This is a genomic window from Kitasatospora sp. NPDC034035, from assembly GCF_055575755.1.
Genome location: NZ_JBVISA010000055.1, coordinates 1 through 23946, shown reverse-complemented (window position 1 = coordinate 23946; position 23946 = coordinate 1). Strand labels below are relative to the sequence as shown.

Annotated in this window: 19 protein-coding genes and 7 pseudogenes; 15 read left to right on the top strand and 11 right to left on the bottom strand. The window is 70.7% G+C overall.

The window, feature by feature from the left end:
- Positions 1 to 22: 22 nt before the first annotated feature.
- Entirely contained in the window at positions 23 to 619 is a 597-nt protein-coding gene (locus tag ACZ52J_RS40565) for a hypothetical protein (protein WP_465626217.1), read from the bottom strand.
- A 397-nt stretch (positions 620 to 1016) separates the two neighbouring features.
- Here ACZ52J_RS40565 and ACZ52J_RS40560 point away from each other — a divergent pair, with 397 nt between their 5' ends.
- On the top strand, positions 1017 to 1586 hold the full coding sequence (locus ACZ52J_RS40560) for a hypothetical protein (RefSeq protein WP_465626215.1): 570 nt from the start codon (positions 1017 to 1019) through the stop codon (positions 1584 to 1586).
- Positions 1587 to 2006: 420 nt separating this feature from the next.
- Positions 2007 to 2360, top strand: coding sequence for a hypothetical protein (locus tag ACZ52J_RS40555; RefSeq protein WP_465626213.1), 354 nt, complete (start codon positions 2007 to 2009; stop codon positions 2358 to 2360).
- Between the two features lie 672 nt (positions 2361 to 3032).
- Here ACZ52J_RS40555 and ACZ52J_RS40550 read toward each other — a convergent pair.
- Positions 3033 to 3443 (bottom strand): annotated as a pseudogene (locus ACZ52J_RS40550) (transposase); the annotation flags it as partial.
- A 74-nt stretch (positions 3444 to 3517) separates the two neighbouring features.
- Positions 3518 to 4243, bottom strand: a complete 726-nt coding sequence (locus ACZ52J_RS40545) for an IS6 family transposase (RefSeq protein WP_465626241.1) — start codon at positions 4241 to 4243, stop codon at positions 3518 to 3520.
- Between the two features lie 62 nt (positions 4244 to 4305).
- Here ACZ52J_RS40545 and ACZ52J_RS40540 point away from each other — a divergent pair.
- Both ACZ52J_RS40540 and ACZ52J_RS40535 read left to right on the top strand, forming a co-directional pair.
- A pseudogene (locus tag ACZ52J_RS40540) lies at positions 4306 to 4593 on the top strand (NUDIX hydrolase); the annotation flags it as partial.
- A gap of 344 nt (positions 4594 to 4937) precedes the next feature.
- Positions 4938 to 6305, top strand: coding sequence for a trypsin-like serine peptidase (locus ACZ52J_RS40535; protein WP_465626211.1), 1368 nt, complete (start codon positions 4938 to 4940; stop codon positions 6303 to 6305).
- A 167-nt stretch (positions 6306 to 6472) separates the two neighbouring features.
- Here ACZ52J_RS40535 and ACZ52J_RS40530 read toward each other — a convergent pair.
- Positions 6473 to 6640: pseudogene (locus ACZ52J_RS40530) on the bottom strand (SUMF1/EgtB/PvdO family nonheme iron enzyme); the annotation flags it as partial.
- Positions 6641 to 6740: 100 nt separating this feature from the next.
- Here ACZ52J_RS40530 and ACZ52J_RS40525 point away from each other — a divergent pair.
- From ACZ52J_RS40525 to ACZ52J_RS40510, 4 genes and pseudogenes are all read left to right on the top strand, one after another.
- Positions 6741 to 6866: pseudogene (locus tag ACZ52J_RS40525) on the top strand (hypothetical protein); the annotation flags it as partial.
- 9 nt (positions 6867 to 6875) lie between these two features.
- Positions 6876 to 7213, top strand: a pseudogene (gene lexA, locus ACZ52J_RS40520) (transcriptional repressor LexA); the annotation flags it as partial.
- Between the two features lie 328 nt (positions 7214 to 7541).
- Complete coding sequence (locus tag ACZ52J_RS40515; RefSeq protein ID WP_465626209.1) at positions 7542 to 8174, top strand: hypothetical protein; 633 nt, start codon at positions 7542 to 7544, stop codon at positions 8172 to 8174.
- 215 nt (positions 8175 to 8389) lie between these two features.
- A pseudogene (locus ACZ52J_RS40510) lies at positions 8390 to 8584 on the top strand (transposase family protein); the annotation flags it as partial.
- Positions 8585 to 8645: 61 nt separating this feature from the next.
- Here ACZ52J_RS40510 and ACZ52J_RS40505 read toward each other — a convergent pair.
- Entirely contained in the window at positions 8646 to 9119 is a 474-nt protein-coding gene (locus tag ACZ52J_RS40505) for a hypothetical protein (protein ID WP_465626207.1), read from the bottom strand.
- Positions 9120 to 9727: 608 nt separating this feature from the next.
- Between ACZ52J_RS40505 and ACZ52J_RS40500 the strand changes: the two genes are divergently transcribed.
- Complete coding sequence (locus tag ACZ52J_RS40500) at positions 9728 to 11179, top strand: sensor histidine kinase (protein ID WP_465626205.1); 1452 nt, start codon at positions 9728 to 9730, stop codon at positions 11177 to 11179.
- Complete coding sequence (locus tag ACZ52J_RS40495) at positions 11176 to 11607, top strand: GerMN domain-containing protein (protein WP_465626203.1); 432 nt, start codon at positions 11176 to 11178, stop codon at positions 11605 to 11607. Before ACZ52J_RS40500 ends, ACZ52J_RS40495 begins: the two co-directional genes overlap by 4 nt.
- 412 nt (positions 11608 to 12019) lie before the next feature.
- On the opposite strand, the gene ACZ52J_RS40490 is transcribed toward ACZ52J_RS40495, so the two are convergent.
- Genes ACZ52J_RS40490 through ACZ52J_RS40470 form a run of 5 tightly spaced genes read right to left on the bottom strand, consistent with a single transcriptional unit; the run spans position 12020 to position 16189 of the window.
- On the bottom strand, positions 12020 to 12670 hold the full coding sequence (locus tag ACZ52J_RS40490) for a vWA domain-containing protein (RefSeq protein ID WP_400675424.1): 651 nt from the start codon (positions 12668 to 12670) through the stop codon (positions 12020 to 12022).
- Between the two features lie 16 nt (positions 12671 to 12686).
- The gene (locus ACZ52J_RS40485) at positions 12687 to 13826 is read right to left on the bottom strand and encodes a hypothetical protein (protein WP_465626201.1); all 1140 of its coding nucleotides are present in this window, start codon (positions 13824 to 13826) and stop codon (positions 12687 to 12689) included.
- Positions 13823 to 15025: a protein phosphatase 2C domain-containing protein gene (locus tag ACZ52J_RS40480; protein ID WP_465626199.1), complete on the bottom strand. Its 1203-nt coding sequence runs from the start codon at positions 15023 to 15025 to the stop codon at positions 13823 to 13825. The genes ACZ52J_RS40485 and ACZ52J_RS40480 overlap by 4 nt, the downstream gene beginning before the upstream one ends.
- Entirely contained in the window at positions 15022 to 15438 is a 417-nt protein-coding gene (locus ACZ52J_RS40475; protein ID WP_465626197.1) for a hypothetical protein, read from the bottom strand. Before ACZ52J_RS40475 ends, ACZ52J_RS40480 begins: the two co-directional genes overlap by 4 nt.
- 7 nt (positions 15439 to 15445) lie before the next feature.
- The gene (locus ACZ52J_RS40470) at positions 15446 to 16189 is read right to left on the bottom strand and encodes a hypothetical protein (protein WP_465626195.1); all 744 of its coding nucleotides are present in this window, start codon (positions 16187 to 16189) and stop codon (positions 15446 to 15448) included.
- 173 nt (positions 16190 to 16362) lie between these two features.
- On the opposite strand from ACZ52J_RS40470, the gene ACZ52J_RS40465 reads away from it, so the two are divergent.
- The 3 genes from ACZ52J_RS40465 (at position 16363) to ACZ52J_RS40455 (ending at position 19997) form a co-directional block, all read left to right on the top strand.
- Complete coding sequence (locus ACZ52J_RS40465) at positions 16363 to 17097, top strand: Crp/Fnr family transcriptional regulator (RefSeq protein ID WP_465626193.1); 735 nt, start codon at positions 16363 to 16365, stop codon at positions 17095 to 17097.
- An 81-nt stretch (positions 17098 to 17178) separates the two neighbouring features.
- Positions 17179 to 19728 carry an ATP-binding protein gene (locus ACZ52J_RS40460; protein WP_465626191.1) on the top strand — a complete coding sequence of 850 codons (2550 nt, stop codon included), beginning with the start codon at positions 17179 to 17181 and terminating at the stop codon, positions 19726 to 19728.
- Between the two features lie 32 nt (positions 19729 to 19760).
- On the top strand, positions 19761 to 19997 hold the full coding sequence (locus ACZ52J_RS40455) for a hypothetical protein (RefSeq protein ID WP_465626189.1): 237 nt from the start codon (positions 19761 to 19763) through the stop codon (positions 19995 to 19997).
- An 8-nt stretch (positions 19998 to 20005) separates the two neighbouring features.
- Here ACZ52J_RS40455 and ACZ52J_RS40450 read toward each other — a convergent pair whose 3' ends face one another.
- On the bottom strand, positions 20006 to 20800 hold the full coding sequence (locus ACZ52J_RS40450) for an FHA domain-containing protein (RefSeq protein WP_465626187.1): 795 nt from the start codon (positions 20798 to 20800) through the stop codon (positions 20006 to 20008).
- Between the two features lie 141 nt (positions 20801 to 20941).
- Between ACZ52J_RS40450 and ACZ52J_RS40445 the strand changes: the two genes are divergently transcribed.
- On the top strand, positions 20942 to 22642 hold the full coding sequence (locus tag ACZ52J_RS40445) for a serine/threonine-protein kinase (protein WP_465626185.1): 1701 nt from the start codon (positions 20942 to 20944) through the stop codon (positions 22640 to 22642).
- A gap of 670 nt (positions 22643 to 23312) precedes the next feature.
- Positions 23313 to 23851, top strand: a pseudogene (locus tag ACZ52J_RS40440) (winged helix-turn-helix domain-containing protein); the annotation flags it as partial.
- Between the last annotated feature and the right edge of the window lie 95 nt (positions 23852 to 23946).

Sequence of the window (23946 nt, the reverse complement as noted above, 5' to 3'; positions counted from 1 at the left end):
CGGGTGGCGGTCGCCGGGCCGGTCACTGGGTGAGGCGGAGCACGAGGGTGGAGTCGACGGCGGTCTCACCGGCGAGGGTGCCGCAGCCGGTGCCGGTGCTGGTGCCCACGGCGTTGACGGTGTCGCCGGCGAAGCGTGCGCTGTCGGGGGTGACGCCGCGGGTGACGACCAGTGAGGCCGTACCGTTCACCTTGACGACGTCGATCTTGTCGAACCGGAAGGTGGAGACGGTCCCGTCGAGCCAGTGGACGGTCGTGGTCGAGGTGTCGCCGTGTTCGTCGCCCGTGCACTCGGCGGCCGGCATGGTGACCGTCCGCTCGAAGGTGCCGGTGGCCGAGGGCGCGCCGGCCGCGTCCACGCACGACACGGTGCCGGTCATGGCCAGCATGTCGACCACCGCGCTCAGCAGCAGCGCGCTCACCGCGGCCAGGACCGCGCTCGCGCGGCGGCCCCGGTGCGGGCGGCCGGCCCGTACCGGTTGTACCTTCCACCCCGCTGTCAGGCCCGCCAGCAGCAGGGGGAGCAGCAGGATCGGCCAGCCCCAGGCGATCCAGCCGGGGATCACCACGGCTGCGGTGAGGCCGGTGAGGGCGGTGTGGCCGCGTGAGCCCCATAGCACCGTGAGCTCGGTGGTCCGGCGTGCGGGGGCTTCCCGTAGTTCGGGATCCGGCCGGTGTGGTCGAGGAGGGCATCGGTGGCGGTCAGCAGGGCCGCCAGCGTCTCGTCGAAGCCTGGGCTGGCGGGCTCAGCTGCCTCGACGGCACCGCGTCGCTGGGCGACGTGGTGTTGCAGCTGGGTGAACCGTGCGGTGACCGATTGCACCGTGTTCCCTCCTCCGCTTCGGGACGATCGCGGTCGTCGACGCGAGGGTAGCGGTGTGCACGGACGGCTTGCTTGCGATTTCAGAAAGTGACCGACTCGAAATGGGGGTCGCTGGCGCGGCCCTACGATGTGGGCGCCGCGCGAAGGCCGTGAACTGCACGGTCGGAGGGCGACTTCGAGGAGGACAGGGGCTGATGGGACGCCACAAGAAGCACCACCCACGACGGGCGCCGAGGGCCGTCACTCCTGGTCCGGCCGAGGCGGGCAGCCCCGTCGTGGACGAGGGGTTTCACCGTCTGCACCCCGAGCTCGGGGGCTGGGACATGGAGCGCTGGCTGCTCGCACCCGGTGGCGGAGACCCGGACCTCGGGCAGTTCGCTGCCTACGAGCTCCAGGAGCACCTCGACACCTCCTCGCAGGTCACCCCCGCACAGGTGGAGGCACTGCGGGCCGGCACCGTGACGGTGCACTACTTCCTGCGCACCGTCTTCGACGAGGACACCGGCATGTCCTACTGCCAGGGCGTGGTCTACAGCCCGGCGACAGGCTGGATCGCCGTGGAACGGCCGTGGGAGGAACAGGACGAGGACGACACCTCGGTCCCCGACGCCCGCGCCTGGAGCGCGCCCGCCCTCGACCAGTTGCTGGCCGGCCTGGAAAGCCACCTGCCTGAGCTACGCGCCTCCGTGGACGTCGACGGCGACGAGGGCGCCCTCCTCAGCCTCCACCTGCGGGAAGCGCTGGCCGCCGCCGGACGGGCCTGAGCACGGTTCGGACTTTCACCAACAGGCGAGACATCGCATGCGGACACTGCCGGTCTGGACGACGACGCGTACCTGCGTTCAGGCGCGGGGGGCCGACGGTTCCCTTTCCCAGGAAACGCGTCCATCAGCTCGCCGTTGCAGGTCCGGGGGCCGACAGCGCCCGGACCGGGCGGGCAGCGGCCCGACGCCAGCCGACCCGCACCTTGTCGCACGGGCTGCTCCGGGCTGGGCCCCCGACGCCGCCGCAACGTTCAATCTACCGGGGAGGTCCGCCACACACTCAACCCCGGGCTTAGCGGCTAAGCGGCTAAGCGGACGTGAACCGTCCGTCATGTGTGATCAGCACGCCAATCGCCCGGGCGGACGTGGAGTTGCGCGCGGCTGACCCGCCGTGGACCGGCTCAGTGGCACAGTCGGCTCGTGACGCGACACGACATCATCAACGTGGCCCACCTGAACCGGGTCTTCCGCGGCGGGCCCGTGACGACCGCCGACCCGGCGCTGCTGCGCAACTTCGAGGCGCCGGGCGAGGAGTGGTTCACCGGCGTCGTCCAGGAGTGGCTCAAGGCTATGGACTGCCAGCTGGTCGAGGTCGACGGCGACGTCATGAGTGTGGGGTACGGAGCAAGTGAGATCAGATTGACTCCCAGAGGTGACGGTGGCTGGCACGCGTCCCAGACCCGATGGGGATGGACCGAGCGACCGGACCGATTTTCCTTCTCCGAGCGGCCAGTCCCGGGACGCCCGCGGCCCTCTTCGACCACCTCCTGCTGAATCTCGACGCCAAGCCGGGCACACCGTAGGAGCAACCAGTCATCGGTGGTCGTGAGGACAGCTACTACGGCGGCCAGGCTTCGGACGGACCAGGGGGTCGGACCGATCTCGTGCGCGGGCATACATCCTCCGGCCTGCGGACGGTTCTGCTCCGCTTTCTCTGCCTCAGGTGGTGACGTGCGGGACCTGCCGACCTAGAGCGGTGCGCCCGATCACGTGTTCCACCTGGGAGGTCGTCATGGCAGCTCGTTCGCGTAAGAACTCGGTCTGGGGTGCGGTGCCGGGCGACACCATCTGGGGATACCGAACGGACTCGACGTGGGGCGTGACGGACACCAATTGGGGAGGCGCCCACCCGGATCCGTCGGGGCGCGGCGTTGACTGCGGCTGGAATGCCGACAACCGCTCCGAGGTGTAGCGGCACTGGCAGCGGGCTGCGGGCGGGAATGTTCCTGGAGCGTCGCGGCCCGTTGTCACCACGCCGAGGAGTGCCCGCCGGAGTGGTTCCCCTCTACGACTGGGGCTGCACGACGTGGTCGGTGATCGATTTCCGGGGACCCGAACGGTGCGAGGTGGTCCAACGCAGAGGGACATTGTTGGCCACAGGGCATCACCTTGGCCCAGTGGTTGATCGCCGCGATGAACGGCTAGGGCCTGTTGCGAAAGTGCTGGTCACAGCCACTCGTTGATGGCTGCGATCAGCACTGTCGCTTCGTAGCGCACCGCCAACTTGTCGTATCTCGTGGCGACCGCCCGATGGCGCTTCAGGCGATTGATCCCGCACTCCACAGCGTGGCGCTCCTTGTAGTCCTCCTTGTCGAAGGCCGGCGGCCGACCGCCTCGGGAGCCGAGCTTCTTCCGGTTGCGGACTTGGTCGGCCTTCTCCGGGATGGTGCACTCGATCCGGCGTCTGCGCAGGTAGGAGCGGTTGGCGCGAGAGCCGTAGGCTTTGTCGGCACGAACCTTGTCCGGTTTGGTGCGTGGCCGCCCTGGCCCGGTGCGGGGAACGCGGATGCGTTCGAGGACGGGCTGGAACTGTGGGCTGTCGTGCCGGTGCCCGGCAGTGATCAGCAGCGACAGCGGCACTGTCATGTTGCCGAGGGTATGGATGTCGGACGGAGTGTCAGGGCATGGTGGGCTCGGGTGTCAGTCTTGGGTCAGGCTGCTGTGGTCAGGCCGGTGGCGCCGGTGATGTGGTCCCAGATCGCGAAGCGGATGGTCATCTCGGTGCGGTATTCGGTGCCGGTCATTAGGTGGCGTCGGGGCCTGAAGTGGGGCGAGATGCCGCTGAACGCGGCCAGGAACCGTTGGGCTCCGCCGACAGAGCGGAAGCCCTTCATGGCGCGTTCGAGTTGCCGGGTGGGCTGGTGGGAGTTCTCGGCCCGATTGTTCAGGCCCTTGTGCGAGCGGGGCTCCACCGAGGGCATCACCTCACGGTGGGCGGCGCCGTAGGAGCGGAGCTTGTCGGTGACCACCACCCTCGGCACCGACCGGGTGGCCTTCATCAGCTTCCGGAAGAAACGCCTGGCCGCAGCGGTGTCGCGCCAGTTCTGCACAAGAATGTCCAGGACGTTGCCGTCGGCGTCGCCCGCGCGCCACAGGTACCGCCGCTCACCGTTGATCTTGATGAAGACCTCGTCCAGATGCCACTTGTCGCCGGCGCGCGGGCGTCGGTGCCGCAGGGCGTTGGCGTAGTCCTGACCGAACTTCAGGCACCACCGGCGGACCGTCTCGTAGGAGAGGATCAGGCCGCGCTCGAGCATCAGCTCCTCCACCTCGCGGAAGCTGAGCGGGAACCGGAAGTACAGCCACACACAGTGCGCGATGACCTCCACCGGGTACCGGTGACCTTGTACGACGGCGGCGTAGTCGACACGAGCGATCCCCTCCCAGCATGACCAACCCCAAGATCATCCCATCCCCGCCAGCCAACGTGACAATGCCCGTCCGCGAGGTCAAGGAAGAGACCGGCCTTGACGTACAGATCACCGGCCTGGTCGGCACCTACACCGACCCGAAGCACATCATCGCCTACACCGACGGCGAGGTCCGCCGACAGTTCAACGTCTGCTTCACCGCCCGCATCACCAGCGGCCGGCTGGAGATCTCCGACGAGTCCACCGAACTCCGGTTCGTGCCGCCGCATGAGATCGAGCAGTTGCCGATGCACCACACCCAACGACTCAGGCTTCAGCACTTCCTGGAACAGCGCGAGAAGCCGCACCTGGGCTGAACCGTCTGACGGCAGTAGCGACGGCAACAACCCCGCACAACCACGGACGCCCGCGCACGTCACCGACGAGCAAACCGCACTTGACCTGCGAAAAGGCAGGTCGAAGGCTTCGCGTAGCACACGTGTTCTTCGCCCATGTGATCGCGAACGCCGGGCGCCGCGTTCCGGTTCCCCGGGCCGCCCGGGGCACTCCCCACCGCACCGTCGGGCAGTTGTGTTGATCCTGTGATCCAGGCGGGAGGTGGGAACAGGCGTTCTGACGAGTGGTGACATACTCCTGGGCGCAGAACCCCGGCGTCGCCGTATTCCGACGTCGGGCCAGTAACAGGGGGAATCGAACGTTCATGTCATCAACTCGTAGGGCCAAGCACACCGTCCGGGCCGCCGTCGGCGCGTCCGCGCTCGCCCTCACTCTGCTCGCCACCTCCGCCTGCGGGCCGGACAACAGTCCGGACGACACCCCGGCCACGAAGAACGCGGCGAACCTGGGTCTGCCCGCCAACCTCGCGGACCTCAAGAAGTGGAGCTTCGACGACTGGGAGAAGTGGGCCAAGGACTACGCCCTCCCGGCCGCCACCAAGGGCTACTGGACCCTGGAGAAGATCCTCGAGGCCAAGCCGATGGATCCCGTCGCGCCGCCCGAGCAGCAGCCGACCGGCCAGCCCACCCAGGCTCCGGCCCCACAGCCGACCGGCCAGCCCACCCAGGCTCCGGCCCCGCAGCCGACCGGCCAGCCCACCCAGGCTCCGGCCCCGCAGCCGACCGGCCAGCCCACCCAGGCTCCGGCCCCGCAGCCGACCACCACCCAGAACCAGCCCGCCCAGCCCCCGGCGCCCAAGCCGACGAACGCCCCGGCCGCACCCACCCAGGCCCCGAACGACAACGGCAACGACCCGCGGCCCGGCACCCGCAACGCGCAGCCCGTGCCGCACCCGTACGCCAAGAACACGGCCGTCAACGGGAAGTTCCTCTACACGAGCCCCGGCGAAGCGAAGCCCAAGCCCGGCGAGTCGTTCTCGCACTCCTGCTCCGGGACCGTGGTCGTCGACCCGGTCCACCCCGGCAAGAGCAACCTGGTGTGGACCGCCGCCCACTGCGTCCACCAGGGCAAGGGCGGATCGAGCTTCGGCAACATCACCTTCTTCCCCGGCTTCAACACCAGCGGGGCCTTCAGCAACGGCAAGAACGCGGAGGCGTCGCAGGTCGCACCGTACGGCGTGTGGGACGCGGTGAACTACGTCACGTCCCCGATCTGGGCGTCCGAAGGCAGCACCGGGGCCGGCAACAGGGCCTCCCAGGCCGACTTCGCGATCGTCCGGGTCAAGCCCGAGAACGACACCGGGAAGTCCCTGGAGGAGGCGGTCGGTGGCGCGGTGCCAGTCTGGTTCAACGCTCCTCGCGACCAGCTGGTCGTCACCGCCCACGGCTACCCGTCCAACCCGCCGTTCGACGGCCGGGAGATGGAGCAGTGCGCCGACGACAAGCCGGTCCGCATGTCCTTCGACGTGGCCCTGCCGCCGATGCTCGTCATCGGCTGCACCATGACGGGCGGCTCCAGCGGCGGCGGGTGGACGGTCATCAAGGACGGCAAGCCCGTCCTGGTCAGCGACGTCTCCCTCATCTCCCCCGACCAACCGAAGCAGATGTCCGCCGGCCCGTACCTCGACGACGTGGCCGCCTCCGCGTACAACTTCATCTCCAAGAAGGGCTGACGCGGCACACCCCACAGACCGGCCCCACCGCACGCGCGGTGGGGCCGGTTCTTCGTCACGCCCTACGCGTCCCCGCCACGCAGCAGGTCGACCGCGGTCCGCCTGACGAGACCTTCGCTTCCCCCGTCAGCCGCCTTCGGCACGTGCGGCGCCCTTGAGAGGGCAGTTGAGCGGGCGAGCCGGAAGCCGACGTCGTCGATCCGCAGGGTGGGGTGGCTGCGTCGGCGGACGGAGGCGCGGCAGCTCCAGCGCTCGTCGAACCAGCCGCCGCCGCGCAGCACGCGGTAGCTGCCGTACACCTCGGCGTCGTAGACGTTCCAGCACCACTCCCACAACACCGCAGTCAAGCGCCGTGTCGGCGCGGTCGCCGGTGCGCTCGCCATCGTCCTGGGTGGCGGTCTGCTCACCGCTTCGCCGGCCGCGGCCGGCGACGGGATGATCTACAAGCCGATGGACACGGCCGGGGTCGCCAAGCAGCTGCAGGTCAAGTCCACCGGCAAGTGTCTGGAGGTCGCGGACTGGCGCACCGACGACGGCGCGCCGGTACGGCAGTGGACCTGCACGGGCGGTGCGAACCAGCCGGTCCTGGCCGATCAGAGTGCCGAAGACTACTTCGAGCTGCCCCGGCGGATCGTCGGTGAAGGCGAGCTCTTCGCCCTCACCGTGACAGGGGACTCCATGGTGGACGCCGGCCTGCTCGACGGCGACTACGTTACTGTTCGCCGCCAAGCGGTCGCGGAGAACGGGGACATCGTGGCGGCGATGATCGACGGCGAGCCACCGTGAAACGGTTCAGACGTGCGGACGGCCGGATCTGGCTGATGCCACACAACCCGGCGTACGAGCCGATCACCGGCGACAACGCGACCATCCTGGGCAAGGTTGTCGCGGTCCTGCGCCGCCTCTGACACGCCGGGCCACGTCCTCCACACGCCATGTTCGCGGCCAAACTCCCAGGTTGCAGCCCTACCCGCCGCCACACCCAGGGTCCTCCCGATACCGCGACCCCACCGCAGTCAGGGCCACCAAACAGAGCCGCCGCAACCTCCCCCATACCGCGGCTGGCCTCCCGCACGGCCGGGCCCCGCGGACCACCACCCCACCTTCACCTCAGGATGCCGGTGCGGTCACGGGCTACCCAGCCGGGTTCGGACCTGCGCTTGAGTACGCGTACTCAAGCCCCGGTCCGAGCCGCACGCCTACGGTGATGGGACGGAGCAGAACAGAGGGGGCGAAGTGTTCGACAAGGGGTTGGCGAAGGGCTGCCTTGGAGCCGTGGTGGGTCTCGTCGGCCTGGTCGGGGCCTTTCTCGTGTTCAACATCGGCGTGTGGTGGTGGATCGCCTACGACGAAGCGCACCCGTCCGCTCCTCGGCCCGAACACGTTCGCTTCACCGCGGACGAGTTCCGTCACCACAGCGAGCAAGCCGTCCAGGACACGATCGGCGGCCTGGCTCCCGGCCTGGTACTGAGTGACGCGGGCTACACCGTTCAGCAGCACCATCAGCGTCCGAACGGCGAGCCGAGCAGGTTGTCTTTCGTCGACCGCCAGCTCACCGCCCGAACCAGGATCAGCGCGTCCCACCGCTTGGAACTGAAGAACGGCATCGAGAACCAATGGCGGCTGCACGGCTACAACCAGGTCAAGCCGATCTGGACCCCCAGCGAGCCGGAGAAGGGCACGGACTACAACTTCAACGCCGAAGCCTCCGGGGGAGTCAGCGTCTACGTCAGCCTCGTGCCGGGACCCGACCAGATGCTCACCTTCACCCTCTCCATCCGCAGCGACGGCGTCGAGTACGCCCCGGACTTCGCCAGGCCCACCGAGACCCTTCGACCGGACATCGACGACGCCCACTGGTCGACGTGATCTCCCAGGAGCCCCCGACAGCAGCCAAGTCAGCGTCGGCACCGCCTACGCTTACGTCCACCAGGTCACCGACCTGCTCCCCCGATTGGCCCCGGTCTGACCCAGGTTCTGCGTGAGGCCGACCCGGAGTACATCCTGGTCGACGGTACCCTCGCCGAATGCGGCCCGGTCGGTGACGGCCGAGTACCGGCGCCGGTAGCACGGTCGCGGTCCCCACCAGGCGCCCGCCCCGCAAGGAACTCAGCATCGGCCAGGAATCGCTGAACCGAGCCCACGCGCGACTCCACTACGCCGTCGAACGCGGCATCGCCACACTCAAACGCTGGCGATTCCTCCGCCACGCACGATGCAGCCCGAGCTGGCTGACGTCAGCAGCCAAAGCAGTTCTCGCCCTGGAGCTGCAACGCTGAAAGGCTCACTGGCTGCGCGCAGCGGGCATGTGGACGGTCTGGGCCAGCCGGCCAGCCATTGCTACGGCTGGGGAGTAGCGCGCCGTTTGACCACGCGGGGGCCGGCCAGCGGGGCGGGCCAGAGTTGCAGTCGAACGAGCTCGGTGGCGTCCGCGCCGTCGGTGCAGTCGGGCGTGTCCAGGTACGAGCGGGATGCCCTGACGCGGATCGGCCCGGCAGGGACTTCGAATCGCGCGGCATCGGGGAGGTAGTCGGTACACCCCTTCACGACGATGCTCCCGGACGATATCGACAGGCTCGCCTCCACAACGTGGTCGAAGGCGAGGGCGTCATCGGTCGGCTCGGCGCCGAGGATCTCCACATCGACGCAAACGTCGAGGTTGTCCTCAGCACCGATCGCCAGAGCGTCACCAGGGACGGCGATCCCGTCGACCCAGGCCTCCGTAGTCCAGGCCTCGCCCAGATCTCCGTCGAATGCCTCATCCGTGACGTGGATCTGGTGGTAGTCCGCGAACAGCGTCAGATGCGTCGTCACGCGAGCATCATCGCTTCCACATCCGGCTACCTCCAAGAGCGGCAGCCCGACCCTTGACCTGGCGGCCAACTCGGCCAGGGTGAGCCCGGCCTGCCGACGCAGCCGGGCCAGGTTCTCGTGGGTTCTGTGCTCACCGCTGGCTTCGCCGGGACCGGATTCCCTACCCGGACGGTACCCGCGAGCGCGGGGCACCAAGGCGTCAGCTGGCTTCGAGAGCAGCCTCGTGAGTGATGGCGGTCGGGCTGCGCTCTTGCGCGTTCAGGCGGCCGACTACGGTTGGGCGGGGCCAGAAAGCAAGAGATACCGGGGGAGTGCGATGACGGCCGACCAGGTCGATGCTTTTGAGGAGGGGCGGCCTCGGCGGCTCGGGCGGTGGCAGCGACTGGGGGTGGCGGCGCTCGCGAGGCCTGGACGTCGCCGTCCTCGGCCGGGCCGCCGGTTATGGGAGCGACGTCAGTTCATCGAACGATCACACGAACGAGCGATCCCCAGTCATAAGTAAAGGGACTTAACGTCCTCTGAGCACGCCGGAGCCGCCAGAGCCGCCGGAGCCAGGGGATCCACCGGCTTCACCGGGGCCGCCGCACGCCGCACCGGCCGGCCGACTGGTGCGGCTGCGCCGGGCCGCCGCAGGCCTGCGGCCCCGGATGCTGGCCGCGTTCGTGGCCGTCGCCGCCCTCAGCGCACTGGCCACCGCCGCGCTCACCTACCGGGCCGCCACCAACTCCACCCTGGACCTGACCCAGGACACCACCGCGGACGAGCTGCGCCGCCGCGTCAACGTCCTCGCACCGGCCCTGCCGTCCCCCCCGACCCAAGGCGAACTCGACCGACTGGCAGGCCAGTTGTCCGGCACCGGCGGCTTCCGTGACTGGCGGGTCCTCGCCCGGTACGGCACCGACCACTCCGAGTGGACCCAGCCCGTCGCCGTCCCCACCGCCCTGCAGTCCACCGTCGACGCCGGCCACAGCGCCTTCCAGCGCTTCACCGCCGACGGCCACCCCTGGCTCGCCACCGGCGTCCCGGTCAGCTACGCCGCCGGCACCACCGCCGCCCCAGGCGGCCCGTCCGGGCTCACCGAGTACGCCCTCCTCCCCCTGGACCGCGAACAGGACGCCGCCGGCGCGCTGCTGGCCGCGGCCGCCGGAGCCGGCGCGTTCGCCGCCTTCCTCGCCGCCGGACTCGCCCTGCTGGCCGCACGCCAGGTCCTGCAGCCCGTCCAGGCGCTCGGCCACGCCGCCCGCGCCCTCGCCCAGGGACGCCTGGACACCCGCCTCGACGCCACCGGACACGACGAACTCGCCCAGCTGTCCAAGACCTTCAACCACACCGCACGCACCCTGCAGGGCACCATCGAGGAACTGCGCGCCGTCGAGGGCCAGGCCCAGCGCTTCGCCGCCGACGTCTCCCACGAACTGCGCACCCCGCTGGCCGCCATGCTCGCCGTCACCGACATCCTCGACGAGGACGCCGAACAGCTGCCCGCCGACACCGCCACCGCCCTGCGCCTGATCAGCGCCGAGACCATCAGGCTCACCCGCTTGGTCAACGACCTGATCGAGATCTCCCGCATCGACGCCGGCGCCGCCCCGCTGCGCACCGAGGACGTCGACGTCGCGGCCGCCGTACGCGCCACGCTCGACCTGCGCGGCTGGGGCGGCCAGGTGGACTTCCACCTGCCCACCGCCCTGCCCGCCCGCCTCGACCCGCGCCGCTTCGACGTCATCGTCGCCAACCTCGTCGGCAACGCCCTGCGCCACGGCCACCCGCCCGTACGCCTCACCCTCACCACCCGCGGGCACGGCGAGGACGGGGACCTGCTGCTCACCGTCACCGACCGCGGCCCGGGCATCCCGGCCGCCGAACTGCCCCACCTGTTCGACCGGTTCTACAAGGCCGACAGGGCCCGCACCCGCTCCGAGGGCAGCGGACTCGGGCTGGCCATCGCCCAGGAGAACGCCCGGCTGCACGGCGGCCTGATCGAGGCCGCCAACTCCCCCGACGGCGGAGCGGTGTTCACCCTGCTGCTGCCGCTGGGCACCGCCACGGAGGGGCCATGACCACCCGCCACCGCAGGAGCAGCGCCGCCGCGGCGGCGCTGCTCCTGCTCACGGCCGGCTGCTCGATCCCCGCCGCCGGGCCCGTGAAGTCCGGCCCGCCGGCGACCGGGCTCCGCTCCGGCACCGAGCGCGAAGGCCTTCAGCAGGCGCTCGACACCCTGCTCGCGGGACCCGACCGGGCCGAACGGCAGGCCGGTCTCTACAGCGACCTGCCGTCGGGCGGGGACGTCCAGGCCACCGCCACCCCCGGTACGGTCACCCTGCGCCTGTCCTGGTCCGCCGCCTCGCTGACCACCGCCGCGATCCAGCAGCTGGTCTGCACCGCCGAGGACGCCCCCACCACCGGCCCGCCGCCCCGCATCGGCCTGGTCAGCAGCGACGCCCCCGCCGCGATCCACCAGCAATGCGACCTGCACCGCGCCGGCTGACCGGGCGGCTCGGCCCCTCCGCGACCCCGCCGGTATCGCGGCTACGGAGCAGCACCCCTCGTCACAGGAGTCCTCGTCCGGGATGCCCCTCTCCCGGGATGATGCTCCGAAGGAGACACCGGTGTGGTGGCGGTGATCGTAGGCTCGGGCAGCTGGGTGGGTGAGGCCGAGGGCGAGCAACTCGGCGACGGCGCCGCGGCGGGAGAGGAGACGTCAGGGGTCGGGGTCGGTTGTACCGGCACCGGCGTCGCCGGGTGCGAGCCGCCTCCGCCCCCGTTCGTCGAGGGGCCGCGGAGATTGCCCGCCACCTCGACCACGCCGCCGCAGGCGAGCAGCACCGCGGCCAGCACGGACAGCCCGGCGGAGGCCCGCAGCGCCCGGGGCGCCGTGGTACGCGGGTCGGTGTCCACGCTCAGTCCACGTATTCCTGGGCGACCTGGACGTACTCGAAGCCCTTGACGTCGGTGGCGATGTGCATCTGACCGGTTTGCGAGGAGGCGATCAGGGTGTTGAGCAGGCCGGTGATCGCCCCGCTCAGCGCCGACTCGGTGTCCGAACCGTCGGCGATGAACAGCGCCTTGGTCGCCACCTCCTTCAGCACGTCGCGCCTGGCGGCGCCGAAGCCGTAGGCGATCACGTGCGGGTGGCGCGGCCAGTTCCGGTCCACCAGCGTGCGGAAGGAGTCCCGCCACCTCGCGTCGGTCGGAGCGCCGTCGGTCAGGAAGAAGATCGCCGGCCGCAGCACGCTGTACTGCTGCGCCCGCAGGCTGCTGACGTCCTGTTCGATGCTCTGCCGCAACTGGTCGAAGGCCTTGCCGTACTCGGTGCCCCCGCCGCAGATCACTTCGGGCATGCTCGGGACCTGCTCCATGTCCGACATCGGGATCACCACGTGCACGTCGGTGGAGAAGGCGACCACGCTGACCCTGGCGAACTCCGAGACGCGCGGATTCGTCGCCAGGTTGTAGTGCAGACGCGAGAGGGTCGCGTTGAGCACTGCCTCGTGCGGCTTCATCGACGAGGAGGCGTCGATCACCACGTAGGTGGGCAGGCAGAGTGACATTGTGTGCACCTCTGAGCTAGTGGTTGGAGGCGATGATGATGACCAGGATCACGACGAGGGCGAGCACCCAGATCCACTTGGTGGACCGGCCGGTCTCGGGCTTCTGCTTCTCCTCGACCGTGCTGCTGCGGGTGACGGTGGGGGACTCCGAGGTCGCGTGCGGCGCGGGCTGCGGAGGCATCACCGTCGGCTGCTTCGGGGGCAGTTCGGGCAGCGGCGTACGGGTCGGACGCGGCACGGCCCTGAGGTAGGGCCCGTTGTTCAGCGCCTGGTTCAACTGGGCGGCCGCGGGCCGTCGCTCCCGGTCGGTCGCGAGCAGCATGTCCAGCAGGACCTCGGAGACGGCGGGCTGGTTCAGCCAGTGGGACGCGGCGACGCCGTGGAAGGTGCTCGCGTCGCGCCGGCCGGTCAGGCACTTGGCGACGAGCAGGGCGAGCCGGTAGCGGTCGGTGTACTGGTCCGCGTCGGAGCCCGGCGGCGTGAGCGGGTCGGCCCAGTTCGGCTGGTGGATGTCCGGCATCTTCTTCGGCTGGCAGCCGTCGACGTCGATCAGGTAGACGGAACGCCCCTCCGGGCTCCAGAAGGCGTTGGAGAACGACCAGTCCGAGTAGACCAGGCCCAGGCCCTCCAGGATCGCGGCGAGCTCCGTCAGTTGGCGGCAGGCAGCCAGTCGGCCCTCGAAGCCGGGGCACGGCAGGCCGACGCCCCGGATCGACTCGTCGGACTTCGCCAGCCAGTCGATCTCCAGGAACCGGCGCTCGCTGAACTTGCCGCGCCGCAGCTCGGAGCGGTACTGCTCGGGCGCCATCGGGATCACGCACCCGACGGCCGGGTTGCCGGGCTCGTGGATCCGGGCCGCGGGCCAGCACGTCCCGGCGTACAGGGTCGCCCGCGCCGCCTCCGGCAGCGTGTCCGGAGCCGAGATCAGCAGGTCGATCCGGTGTCCGTCCTCCTGGTGCAGGCCGGGCCGGTAGAGCTTGGCCAACCAGCCCGGATGGCCCGTCAGCGGCCGCACGGCGACGGCCTGGCCGTTGTGCTCGGAGATCGGCTCGGCGAGCGGTCCGAGATCGCCGAGGCCCACGGTCCTCGGCAACGCCCAGCCCCGCGGGTCCACCGCCGGGGCGCCGTCGCCGGCGACGGGATCGGAGTCGGTCATGTCCCGCTGCCGTTCCACACCACGACGGCGGTGCGGTCGTCGAGGCACTGCGGTGCGTCGAAGCCGACGTCAGCGGTGAACCGGGTGGCCGGGACCGGCGAGCGCCAGGCGTTCGCGAAGTACTCGTTGACGTTGCCCGCCTGGTCCGCCCACGCGTCGCCGATCCCGTCCGTGACCAGGGCGAGGGCGGCACCGGCCGCCAGGGTGACGTGACCGTCCACGGCCAGGTGCGGCGTGTCCGGCAGTCGGCCGGCGACCTCGTTCGAGACCACCGCGGCCGCGCGGTCCTTGGCTTCGCCGGCGGAGAACTGCCACCGCGGGACGCGCGGGTCGAGTGTCCAGGCCGAACTGTCACCGAGCCACCCGACCCAGGCCCGCGCCACGCCGTTCGCGTCCGGCTCGGCGATCACCGCGGTGATCAGCACGGTGGCCAGGTGCGAGGTGCCGACGCCGCGTCCGGCCGCGTGCGCGGCGATCGATTCCGCGATCCGCCCGTACAGCGCCTTGACGTCGAGCCGGTCGAAGCCGACCGTCTCGATCTGCTCGCGCAGCAGGGTGACGGCCTGGCTGGAGGCCGCGGTGGCCCCGACGTCGGACCAGGCCGCGCTGGACAGGCCGTCGGCCACGGCCACGATCGCGTACCGGCTGTCCGGGCTCCGCCCGATCCGGTAGGAGTCCTGTCGCGGCTCGGCGGGCTGGCCGCAGCGGTGGCCGGGCCCGACGACGGAGGCGGCGCGGATGGTGAGGGCACCGACCGTGGCCTCGTCGGCGGCGATGCCGTTCTGCACCGTGCGCTCCGGCAGCAGCCAGGGGTAGCCCTGTGCCCGCGCGCCTTCGCCGAAGCGGGGCACGCTCAGGTCGGTCGGCCTCTCGCGCAGGAACGGCCGGGGCCTGCCGGGCTGCGCCGTCGACACCGCCGGTGCCGCGACAAAGCGGCAGACCGGCGCCGTCGCGTCGGGCCGGGGCTCCCGTTCGGGCCGGTCCCGCTGCCGGGCGGGCGCCGCGGCGGCCTCGGACCCCAGGGCGGCCGCCGCGCCGACGACACCCACCGCCGCGAGGGCGAACGCGTCCACCAGCCAGCCGTAGTGCCGGTGCGGCGTACCGACCTCGGCGAAGGCCCCGAGGACGACGGCTGCGAGCAGCCCCGCCCGCACCCAGCCGTCCGTCAGGCCGTCCCGCCGGCCGTCGCCCCCGCTCACGGCCGTTCCTCACGATCGCGGGACCTCGGCCCGGAGGAGAAGTGCTGGTCACCGTGCTGCACCGCGAACACCTCACCGGAACCGGTGGCGGAGTTGACCTGGACCACGACGTCCGGCCGTTGCGCGGTCCGCAGCGTCGCCAGCGCTATGACGTCCTGGGCGAGAGCCGGGTTCCGGTCGAGCAACTGGAACAGGGCCTCGGTCCAGAAGTCCACGGCCGCGGCGTCGACCGCTCCCCTCGTGGCGGTCGACCCCCGCTCCAGCGCGACGGACAGTTCCCTGCGGCGGCTGCCGTGGGCCTGGGCGATGACGCCGCTCATCAGTCGCTTCGCCTCGTTCCACAGATCGGTGCCCATCGCGGACACCAGAGCGGTGGCTCCGCTCGCGGCCAGCTCGGCGAGTTCCTGGTTCATCGGCGCTTCAGCCCCGTTCGTTGTAGCGGATGTGCTGGCGACCTCGGCCGACGGCGAAGACCGTGCCGTTCCCCGTGGCTTGGACGAGTTGCTCCACGGTCCGCGGCTCGGCTTCCGCAGGCCGCTCGCGGGAGCCGGATTCCGGGCCGGGACCGCCATGCGGCCCGACCGGGCTGCCCGGGTACCAGAGCCAGGCCCGTGCGGCGAACTCCTTGACCCGGACCTCGGCCGCGGTGAAGGCGCCGGCTTCGAGCCCCTCGTAGCCGTGCCCGACCGTCTCCTCGTAGTAGTGCTGCGAAAGCATCGCGGCCACCGGGGCGCCGTCCGGACCGGCCAGGGCCGTACGCCGCAGCGGGGGCGAGTCGAGCAACCGGGCGAGGGTCTCGAACGGGGTGCCGGAGACGGTGCCGTCCGGATCGAGCCGGACCTCCCCCGCGTGCGCGGCGGCCCGTACCCGCAGCCGGGTGTCCGGGCCGGCGTGCCGGTTGTGCTCGCGGATCCGCGAGCCCAGCTCCGGCAGCAGCGGGACCAGCAGTCCGGCCTTGGGCAACCCGGCCGGGGCGACGAGCCGGCAGCCGTCGCCGGTGTCCACGTACGCGAAGTCCCGCCGGTCCAGCTCCGCGACGCCGAGTGCGCCGAACAGCGCGGACCGCAGCACACCGCGGATCTCCTGCAGCCGCTGCTGACCGCGGCCCGCGGAACCCGCGATGTCGCACGCCAGCAGAGCTCGGTACTCGTACCTCGGATTCACATTCCCTCCGCGATCACGACGGGGGCCGGCAGTTCGGAGATCGATCTGCCGTCGGCACCGAATTCCCGGTGCCGACACGATGGTTAACGAGATCGTAGGGGAGGGGTCCCCGGGTAAACCGGCTACTAATACGGCTTGTCCGGCTTCGGCCGGACGAGGAGGAGGAGTGACCGATGAGCAACACACGGATGCGCGGGGCCGGGGCCTACTGGCCGCCGACCGGGCTGCTCGGCCGGGTCGGCGAGGCCGATCGCCGAGTCCTGCTGGGGCTCGGCCACGGCGTGGTCTACCCGGCCGGTCAGATCACCATCCGCGAGGCCGACACCTCGGACTTCGCGCTGCTCCTGATCGGCGGCACGGTGAAGGTCACCGCGCACGCACAGGACGGTCGGGAGGCGCTGCTGGCCGTGCGGATGGCCGGGGACCTCGTCGGGGAGCTCGCCGGGATCGACGGTCAGCCGCGCATCGGCACCGTGACCGCCTGCGGCCGGGTGCTGGCCCGCTACATCCTGCCCTCCGAACTGCTGGCGTGCACGAAGCAGCACCCCGCCATCGGGCTCGCACTCAACGCGAGCGTGGTGGCCAAGCTGCGCACGGCGACCGGCCGGATCGTCGACTTCACCGGTTGCGACGTGCTCGGGCGGCTGGCCAGGATCCTGCACCACCTTGCCGTCACCTACGGGCGCCCCGGCCGCAACGAAGCCCATCTCCCGCTGTCGCAGCCGGAGATGGCCACGCTGGTCGGCGCCGCGGAGTCGTCGATCCACAAGGCCCTGCGGGCCTTGCGGGAGTCGGGCGCGGTCGTCACGGGCTACTGCAGGATCACGATCCTCGACCTGGACCACCTCGCCCGGATCGCCGCCGCGGCCGAACCGGCCGGTTCACGGGCGATCTCACCAAACAGGTAAAAGCGCCGGGTTCCGACGACGGGTCGGCGCCAGCATGACCGAGTGCCGGGACCCGAGCGTTGGAGAGGACCGGAGAAACAGATGCCAGAGAACAACGATGCTCCGGGCGGTTCCGCGCGAATCCGGGCGGGCGACGTGTCCGGAACGATGATCGTCGGCAACCGGAACACCGTGACCAACCTGAACATCACCACCGGACACGGTTCGGCCATCACCGTGAACGCGGGGCCGCCGCCGAACCCGGTCAAGCGTCAGCCGATCTCCCACCTGCCGCGCTCCGCCGCCGATCCGCTGATCGGCCGGGAGCGGGAGCTCCAGGCACTGCAACAGGCCATCGGGGCACGCCAGTTGGTGCAGATCTGGGGCGCCTCCGGGGTCGGCAAGAGCGCGCTGCTGCGCCACCTCGCCCGCACCTTGCCGCGCGGGCCCGAGGGCGCGGCCTACATCGAGGCCGGCGGACGGACGGCCGACGACCTCGCGCAGGCGATCTTCGACATCAGCTTCGACGCGCCGAACTACAAGCCGTCGCTGGAGGTACTGAAGGAGCACCTGAAGACCCTGCGGCTGCGGATCTACCTGGACGACGCGGGACTCGACGAGAAGGACCTGCACCGGCTCTTCGACCTGGCCGAGCACTCCACGTTCGTCTTCACCTCGCAGCGCCGGTCGTCGGTCGCCGGCGTACACACGATCCGACTCGACGGACTGACGGCCCCGGCAGGGGTGGTCCTGGTGCAGACGGTCCTGGCCCGCGCGCTGCAGCCCGACGAAGCACGGACCGTGACGGCGCTGTGCGACGCCCTGCACGGCAATCCGCTCCGACTGCGGCGCATCGCCCTGTCGGCCGCGACCGGCAAGGGCCTGCCGGGCATCGCCGATCTCCCCGCGCTGCTTCCCGCGCTGCTCAACAGGCTCCGGCCGGAGGAGCGCGACCTGCTGCACCTGCTCGGCTCGCTGTCGGGCGCCGAGTTGGCGGCCCGGCAGCTCAACACCCTGCTCGGCCGCACGGACACCGATGCGCTCGCCGGCGGCCTGGTGCGGCACGGCCTGCTGGTCGCCTCGGAAACCGGCTACGGGTGTCCGCCGGACGTCGCCGAGTGCGTGCTCAAGAGCCGGATGACGCAGTTCCCCGCCGCGCCGCTCTGCCGGGCGCTCACCGCGTGGGTCGAGTCGCGGGAGACCACCCCGGACGAGGTCGCGGCCCACTTCCAGGCCCTGGACGTCGCGGTGCTGGGCGCGGAGCGGAGCGGACAGGCGCAGCTCGGCGTGGAGTTGGCCCGTGCCGCCTCGCCGAAACTGGCGCTCTCCCGGCAGTTCGACGCGTGGGGCAGCCTCCTCGGAGCCGGCTGGGCCGCCGCGAAGAGCGCGGGAGACCGCGCGGGCGAGGAGTTCTTCCTGGGGGAGGCGCGCACCCGCCGCAAGGCGATCGGCCGGGCGGCACTGACGACGGCCCTGGTGTTGGAGGCGGGGGTGCTCTGGCAGGAACTCGCCGCCCTGCAAGCGCACTCGGTGGCCCACCAGGCCGCCACGACGGCGATCACCGCGGTGCCGCCGATCGCGCCTCTCGCGCCGGTCGTGCCGGTCACCCCGATGACGCCGATCGCCCCAGTTGCACCGGTCACGCCGGTCACGCCGACACCGGCCATGGCCACCCCGCCGACGGTCACTCATCCGGTGGTCAGCCCCCCGACGATCACCCAACCGGTCCCCACCCCCACTGCTCCGGCGCCCGTACACCCGCCGGGTACACCGCAGGTGATCGACCTGTCCCAGTCCGCCCAACAGCCCCCGCCCGCCGGCCACGTGGCCGGCGCGCATGCTCCCTCGCACGCAGTGCCGCAGAAGATCGACCTCTCGGGTGCGCACAGCTCCGCCACCCACTCGACGCACGCCGCGAGCAGCACCCCGACCACAACCAGTACAGGTCACACGGCGCTCGCCACCACCGGTGCCGCGGGCGCCAAGGGCGGAGCAGCCCTCGTCGTCGCCTGTGTGGTCGGCGCCTCAGCCGTACTCGGCGTGGGCGCCATGGTCTACGCCCAGAACCAGTCGGACCGGACCACAACGGCCAACGCCACCAACCTGCCGGTCCCGACTCGGCCGATCCGCTCCCCCAACCCACCGGCCCCGGCCCCGCCGGTCTACACCCCCAAGCCGCCGGCCCCGCCGGTCTATACCCCCAAGCCGCCGGCCCCGGCCCCGTTGGTAACGCCGGCCCCCGTCGATCCTGTGTGCGCAACGGTGGTACGGGAATTGGGGCAGGAGTCCCAGCAGTACAACGCCGACCTGCCCACCGTGAACAGCGCCATCGACTCGTACAACAACGCCGTAGCGGCGTACAACTCGCGACGGACCTCCACCGTTCCCGACGACAGCACGATGAAATCCCGCATCGACATCATCCTCAAAGACCTGCGCGCCAGCGAGTCCACGTTGCGGGGAGCCCTGTCGCAAGCGCGGGACGGATCCGTGGTATCCGACCTCAAGGGCATTCTGACCGCTCGCCAGCAGGAGGAGAGCCAGTTCCGCTCGCTTCGGAACAAGACCAGTACCAGTTACAACACGGCCAGCCAGGCTTCGGCGTACAACTCGGCCTGGCACAGCCTGGTAATCCACTGCACAGCCTGGTAATCCGCCACAAGACCGACCAGGAAAGGCCGACCATGCCTACGGAATCCACCCCCGGCGACATCCACGCCGGAGATGTCTCCGGCACCTTCATCGTGGGCGACAGCAACCACGTGACGAACACGACCACGCATCACCCCGAGCAGCCGCAGCCCCAACCGCGCCAGCAGAACTCGGCCGAGGACCAGGCAGCCGTCTTCGCCGTGGAACACGGCACCATGCACGTCACCTACAACCACAACGCCGAAGCCGCGCCCGAGGCGGAGGACTGAGAAACGCGTCAGCCCCGATCGGCCAGCAACTCCAAGTCCTGGGCGTTCAGCGTCGCCGTCTTCAGCAGTTCCCTGATCAGGTTGACGCTGAGCGTCGAGCCGACCGGCTCGCCGACCTCGTCGCGCGTCAGTCCGCGCACGCCCCGCCGGCGCAGCCGTTCGCGCACGTCCTCGACCGTGTTGGCGACCGACTTGTGGGTCCAGAACTTGGTCACGTGGGGCGAGGCGTTGACCAGCCGGGCGGTCTCCTCCCAGGCCAACGGGAGCGGGAAGGCGTCCTGGCCCTCCAGGTAACGCCGGGCGAGCGCGGTGAGCACCAGCCGCTCCTGCGGGGAGAGCGCGTAGGCCGTGTCGGGGGTCGCGGTCTCCGCCCTGCTCGTGGAGCGGGGGTGCCGGTCATCCCCGTCCACGACGCGGACCTCCACCAGGTGGGACCGCCGCTTGGACGAGTTGATCACCAGCGGGGTGTACCCGGGCCCGATGATCCGCTTGTGGCCGGTGAGCATCAGCACGCCGTCGGGCAACTCGACCGGCAGATTGCCGGTGTTGACCAGCCACCAGTCGCCGTCCGTGCCGGCGCAGGTGAAGACGCCGTGCCGACGGCTGACGGTCGGGTCGTCGACACCGACCGGTACGTGCACGTCCTCGCGGTCGCGCCCGAACAGCAAGGTGTACCGGCGCGGCGGCACGGCGTACCCACCCTCCGGACCGAGCACGAAGATCGTCCCGGGTGGCGCCGAGGGCACCCTGTCGGAAGGACTGCCCGGCGGCAGCATCTGGGGTGGGAAGTTTCCGTACGCCATCTCACATACCTCCGCCTCGGCTCGCGCCAGTGTACGAGCGCACCGAGAGGACCAGTCCTCCTGCGGGCATGCGGTGTGCCGAGCTTGCGGAACCGCCAACTCTGTTTGCCCTGAGTGGGCTTGCTCGATAGCCTGCCCGCCGTGAGCACGATCAGCCGGCGAGCTGCTGCGATCGACAGCATGGTCGCCGAACCACTCGGTCCGGGCGATCCGCAGGAGATCGGCAGCTTCAGCATCGTCGGCCTGCTCGGCACCGGCGGCATGGGCGAGGTCTACCTCGGGGTCTCGGACAGGGGCTACGCCGCTGTCAAGCTCGTCCGGCCGCGGCTGGTCTCCAGTGAGCGCTTCGAACGAGAGGTCGGCATCCTCTACCGTGTGCCGTTCGGAGTCGGACCGCGGGTGCTGGCGAGCGACGCCACTCCGGAACGCCCATGGTTCGCCACCGAGTACGTCCCCGGGCTCACGGTGGACGACGCGGTCCGGCTGCACGGCCCGCTGCCCGCCGAGGCGCTGTGGCTGCTGCTGGCCGAGACAGCCGCTCAACTGCGGGCCGTACACGCGTCCGAGATCGCGCACCGCGACATCAAGCCCGCCAACGTCATGCTGGTGCGCGACGGCGTGAAGCTGATCGACTTCGGCATCGCGCGCGCCGCGGACCAGGCGAGGCTCACCAGGAGCGGTGGCGGCTACGGAACGCAGGGCTTCTCGGCACCGGAACAGCAGGCCGGGGACGAGGACGTGGCAGCGCCCGCGGACGTCTACTCGCTCGCGGCGCTCCTGCTCTACGCCGCCTCGGGTCGCACGCCCGGCGCCGTCCCCGACGTGGAGCCGCTGCGCGCCGTGGACGCCGACCTCGCCGCCCTCCTCGAGCCCTGTCTCGCCACCGACCCCGGAGCACGCCCCACCGCCGACGAGATCGTCCTGGCGACCCACACGCACCGGCTCGCCCCTCCCCCGTCCTGGCCGCCCGAGGTCATGTCACGCATCGACTCGCGACGTGCCTTCGCCGAAACGCCGGTCGGCAAGCTGGAGACCGTCCCGCCACCGGAATCGAGCACGGACCCGAAGCCCGATGTCGGGACCGCACCCCTCGCATCACCTCACCGCCCGCGCAAGCACCTGTTGCTGTTACCGATCGCCGCGGCGACCGCCCTCGGCGCGGTCGCGGTGTTCGTCCTCAGCCCGACCACCTCCCCGCAGAACCACAACGCGCAAGGGTCCAGCGGCGCGCCGGTCACCGTCGAACCCGCGGCCGGGACGACGCACGGGCCCTCCGCGAGCCCGAGCGCCTCGATCTCCGCCACCGCCGAACTCTCTCCCCCGCCTTCAACCGCCCCGGCCGGCACCACGCGGACACCCTCCCCGAGCCTGCGGCCCTCGTCCTTCTCCACCGCCAAACCCGCTACCCTGCCCCCGACCACCCCACCGGCCACCCCACCGAGCACTGCCCCCGCCGCACCCTCAGCGGCCGCCCCCAGCCCTACCTCGTCATCGATCAGCGGCATCAACGGCAGCGACGACCCGACACAGGTCAAGGGCTCCGAGGCGGACACCAGTTGGTTCGGCAACGACGCCGCCTGCTCGGCCTGGCTGGACGACAACGGCTCCGGCTCGCTCGCCGGCGTGCTCAACACCTCCCTGAACCAAAGCTGCGTCGCCGAGCTCGCCCGCAGCGACGGCATCACCTACACCTTCCGCGCCTCCTGGGGCGCCGCGAAGACGAGCTTCGTCCCGGACATCGGCTACACGATGTGGATCTGCGTCTGGAACGCCAACAACCGATCCGGCGAGCAGTGCTCCGCTCGCTTCGGCATGAACGGCACCACCCCGGTCCGCCGGTGAAACGAGGCTGCCGTAAGGAGCACTCCCGGGCCACCACGCCCAGCCGCCCGCACACCAGCCCCCGTCGGCCATTCGGGCGAAATCCAGGCGCCGGATCCGTCCGGCGAGACCGCATCGAGGATGTCCGAGACTGGCGCGAGGCTGCCGGAACGACTGCGGCCCAGGTCGGGATCACGCTCCCTCACGGCGGCCAAGCAGCACTCGTCTCCGAAACTCGAATGGTCGCCACCCGACTGGGTCAACTAGCGGGCGCTCCAAAGGATTTGACCTTACGGTGCGGCGCGAGGGGGCCATCGAGCGAAAGGCTGTCACTGACATGGCTGGCAAGTTCGAACTGTACAAGGACTTCTGAATCGGGCTCCTTGGGCCTACTGGGAAGAAATGCCCACATAGGCCTCCTGCCCTGGGAAAACGTCTCTCGCGACTACTCACTGGCGCTCACCCGTCCTCGTCGTCTTGTGCACCCGATGTGCACCGCAGGCCAGTAGCGTCTGGCTGCCGGTCAGAGTCGGCGCGCGACCCTTGGGGTGCGTCACTCTCGTTGCAGAGAGTGGCGCACCCCAGTTCACTCCCTCTGCAAGTACTGAAGTTGAATCCGTGATGTCGCTCGGATGGGTGAAGCAATAGCGTTCGCCTGCCGGCGGAGGGTTGGCCCCGGTAGTCATGTGCTGTGAGGTATGCACAGGGCGGCGGTCTGACCGACGCGGAGAGAGCCGCGCGGGAGCGGATCCGGCATCAGGCGGTGGAACGTTTCGAGACCGGGGAGAAGAGCCGGGACATCGCGGCCGCGCTGCGGGTGAGTGTGCGCTCGGTGGAGCGCTGGCGCCGGCAGTGGCGCGAGGGCGGCGCAACGGGAATCGCCTCGAAGGGCTCGCCCGGTCGTCCGAAGCTGTCCGATGCCCAGATCACCCGGCTGGAACGGGAGTTGGAGCGTGAGCCGCTGGCCCACGGGTGGGCGGACCAGCGGTGGACACTCGCGCGGGTGAAGACGTTGATCGGCCGCCTGTTCCACGTGAGCTACACGGTGGAGGGGACCTGGCAGTTGCTGAAGCGGCACGGTTGGTCCTGGCAGCAGCCGGCCCGCCGGGCGATCGAGCGCGACGACGCGGCCGTCGAGCTGTGGAAGAAGGAGACATGGCCGCGGGTAAAAGCACCGCGGCGGCCCGCGGGGCCTGGCTCGTCTTCGAGGACGAAGCCGGGCAGTCGATGGGTTCAGTCAAGATTTTCGTGATGCGGTGACGGAGCGTCATGCGAGTAGGACGCGCTTGCGCAGGAGCGGGAGAGTGGCTCGTCCATACATTTGC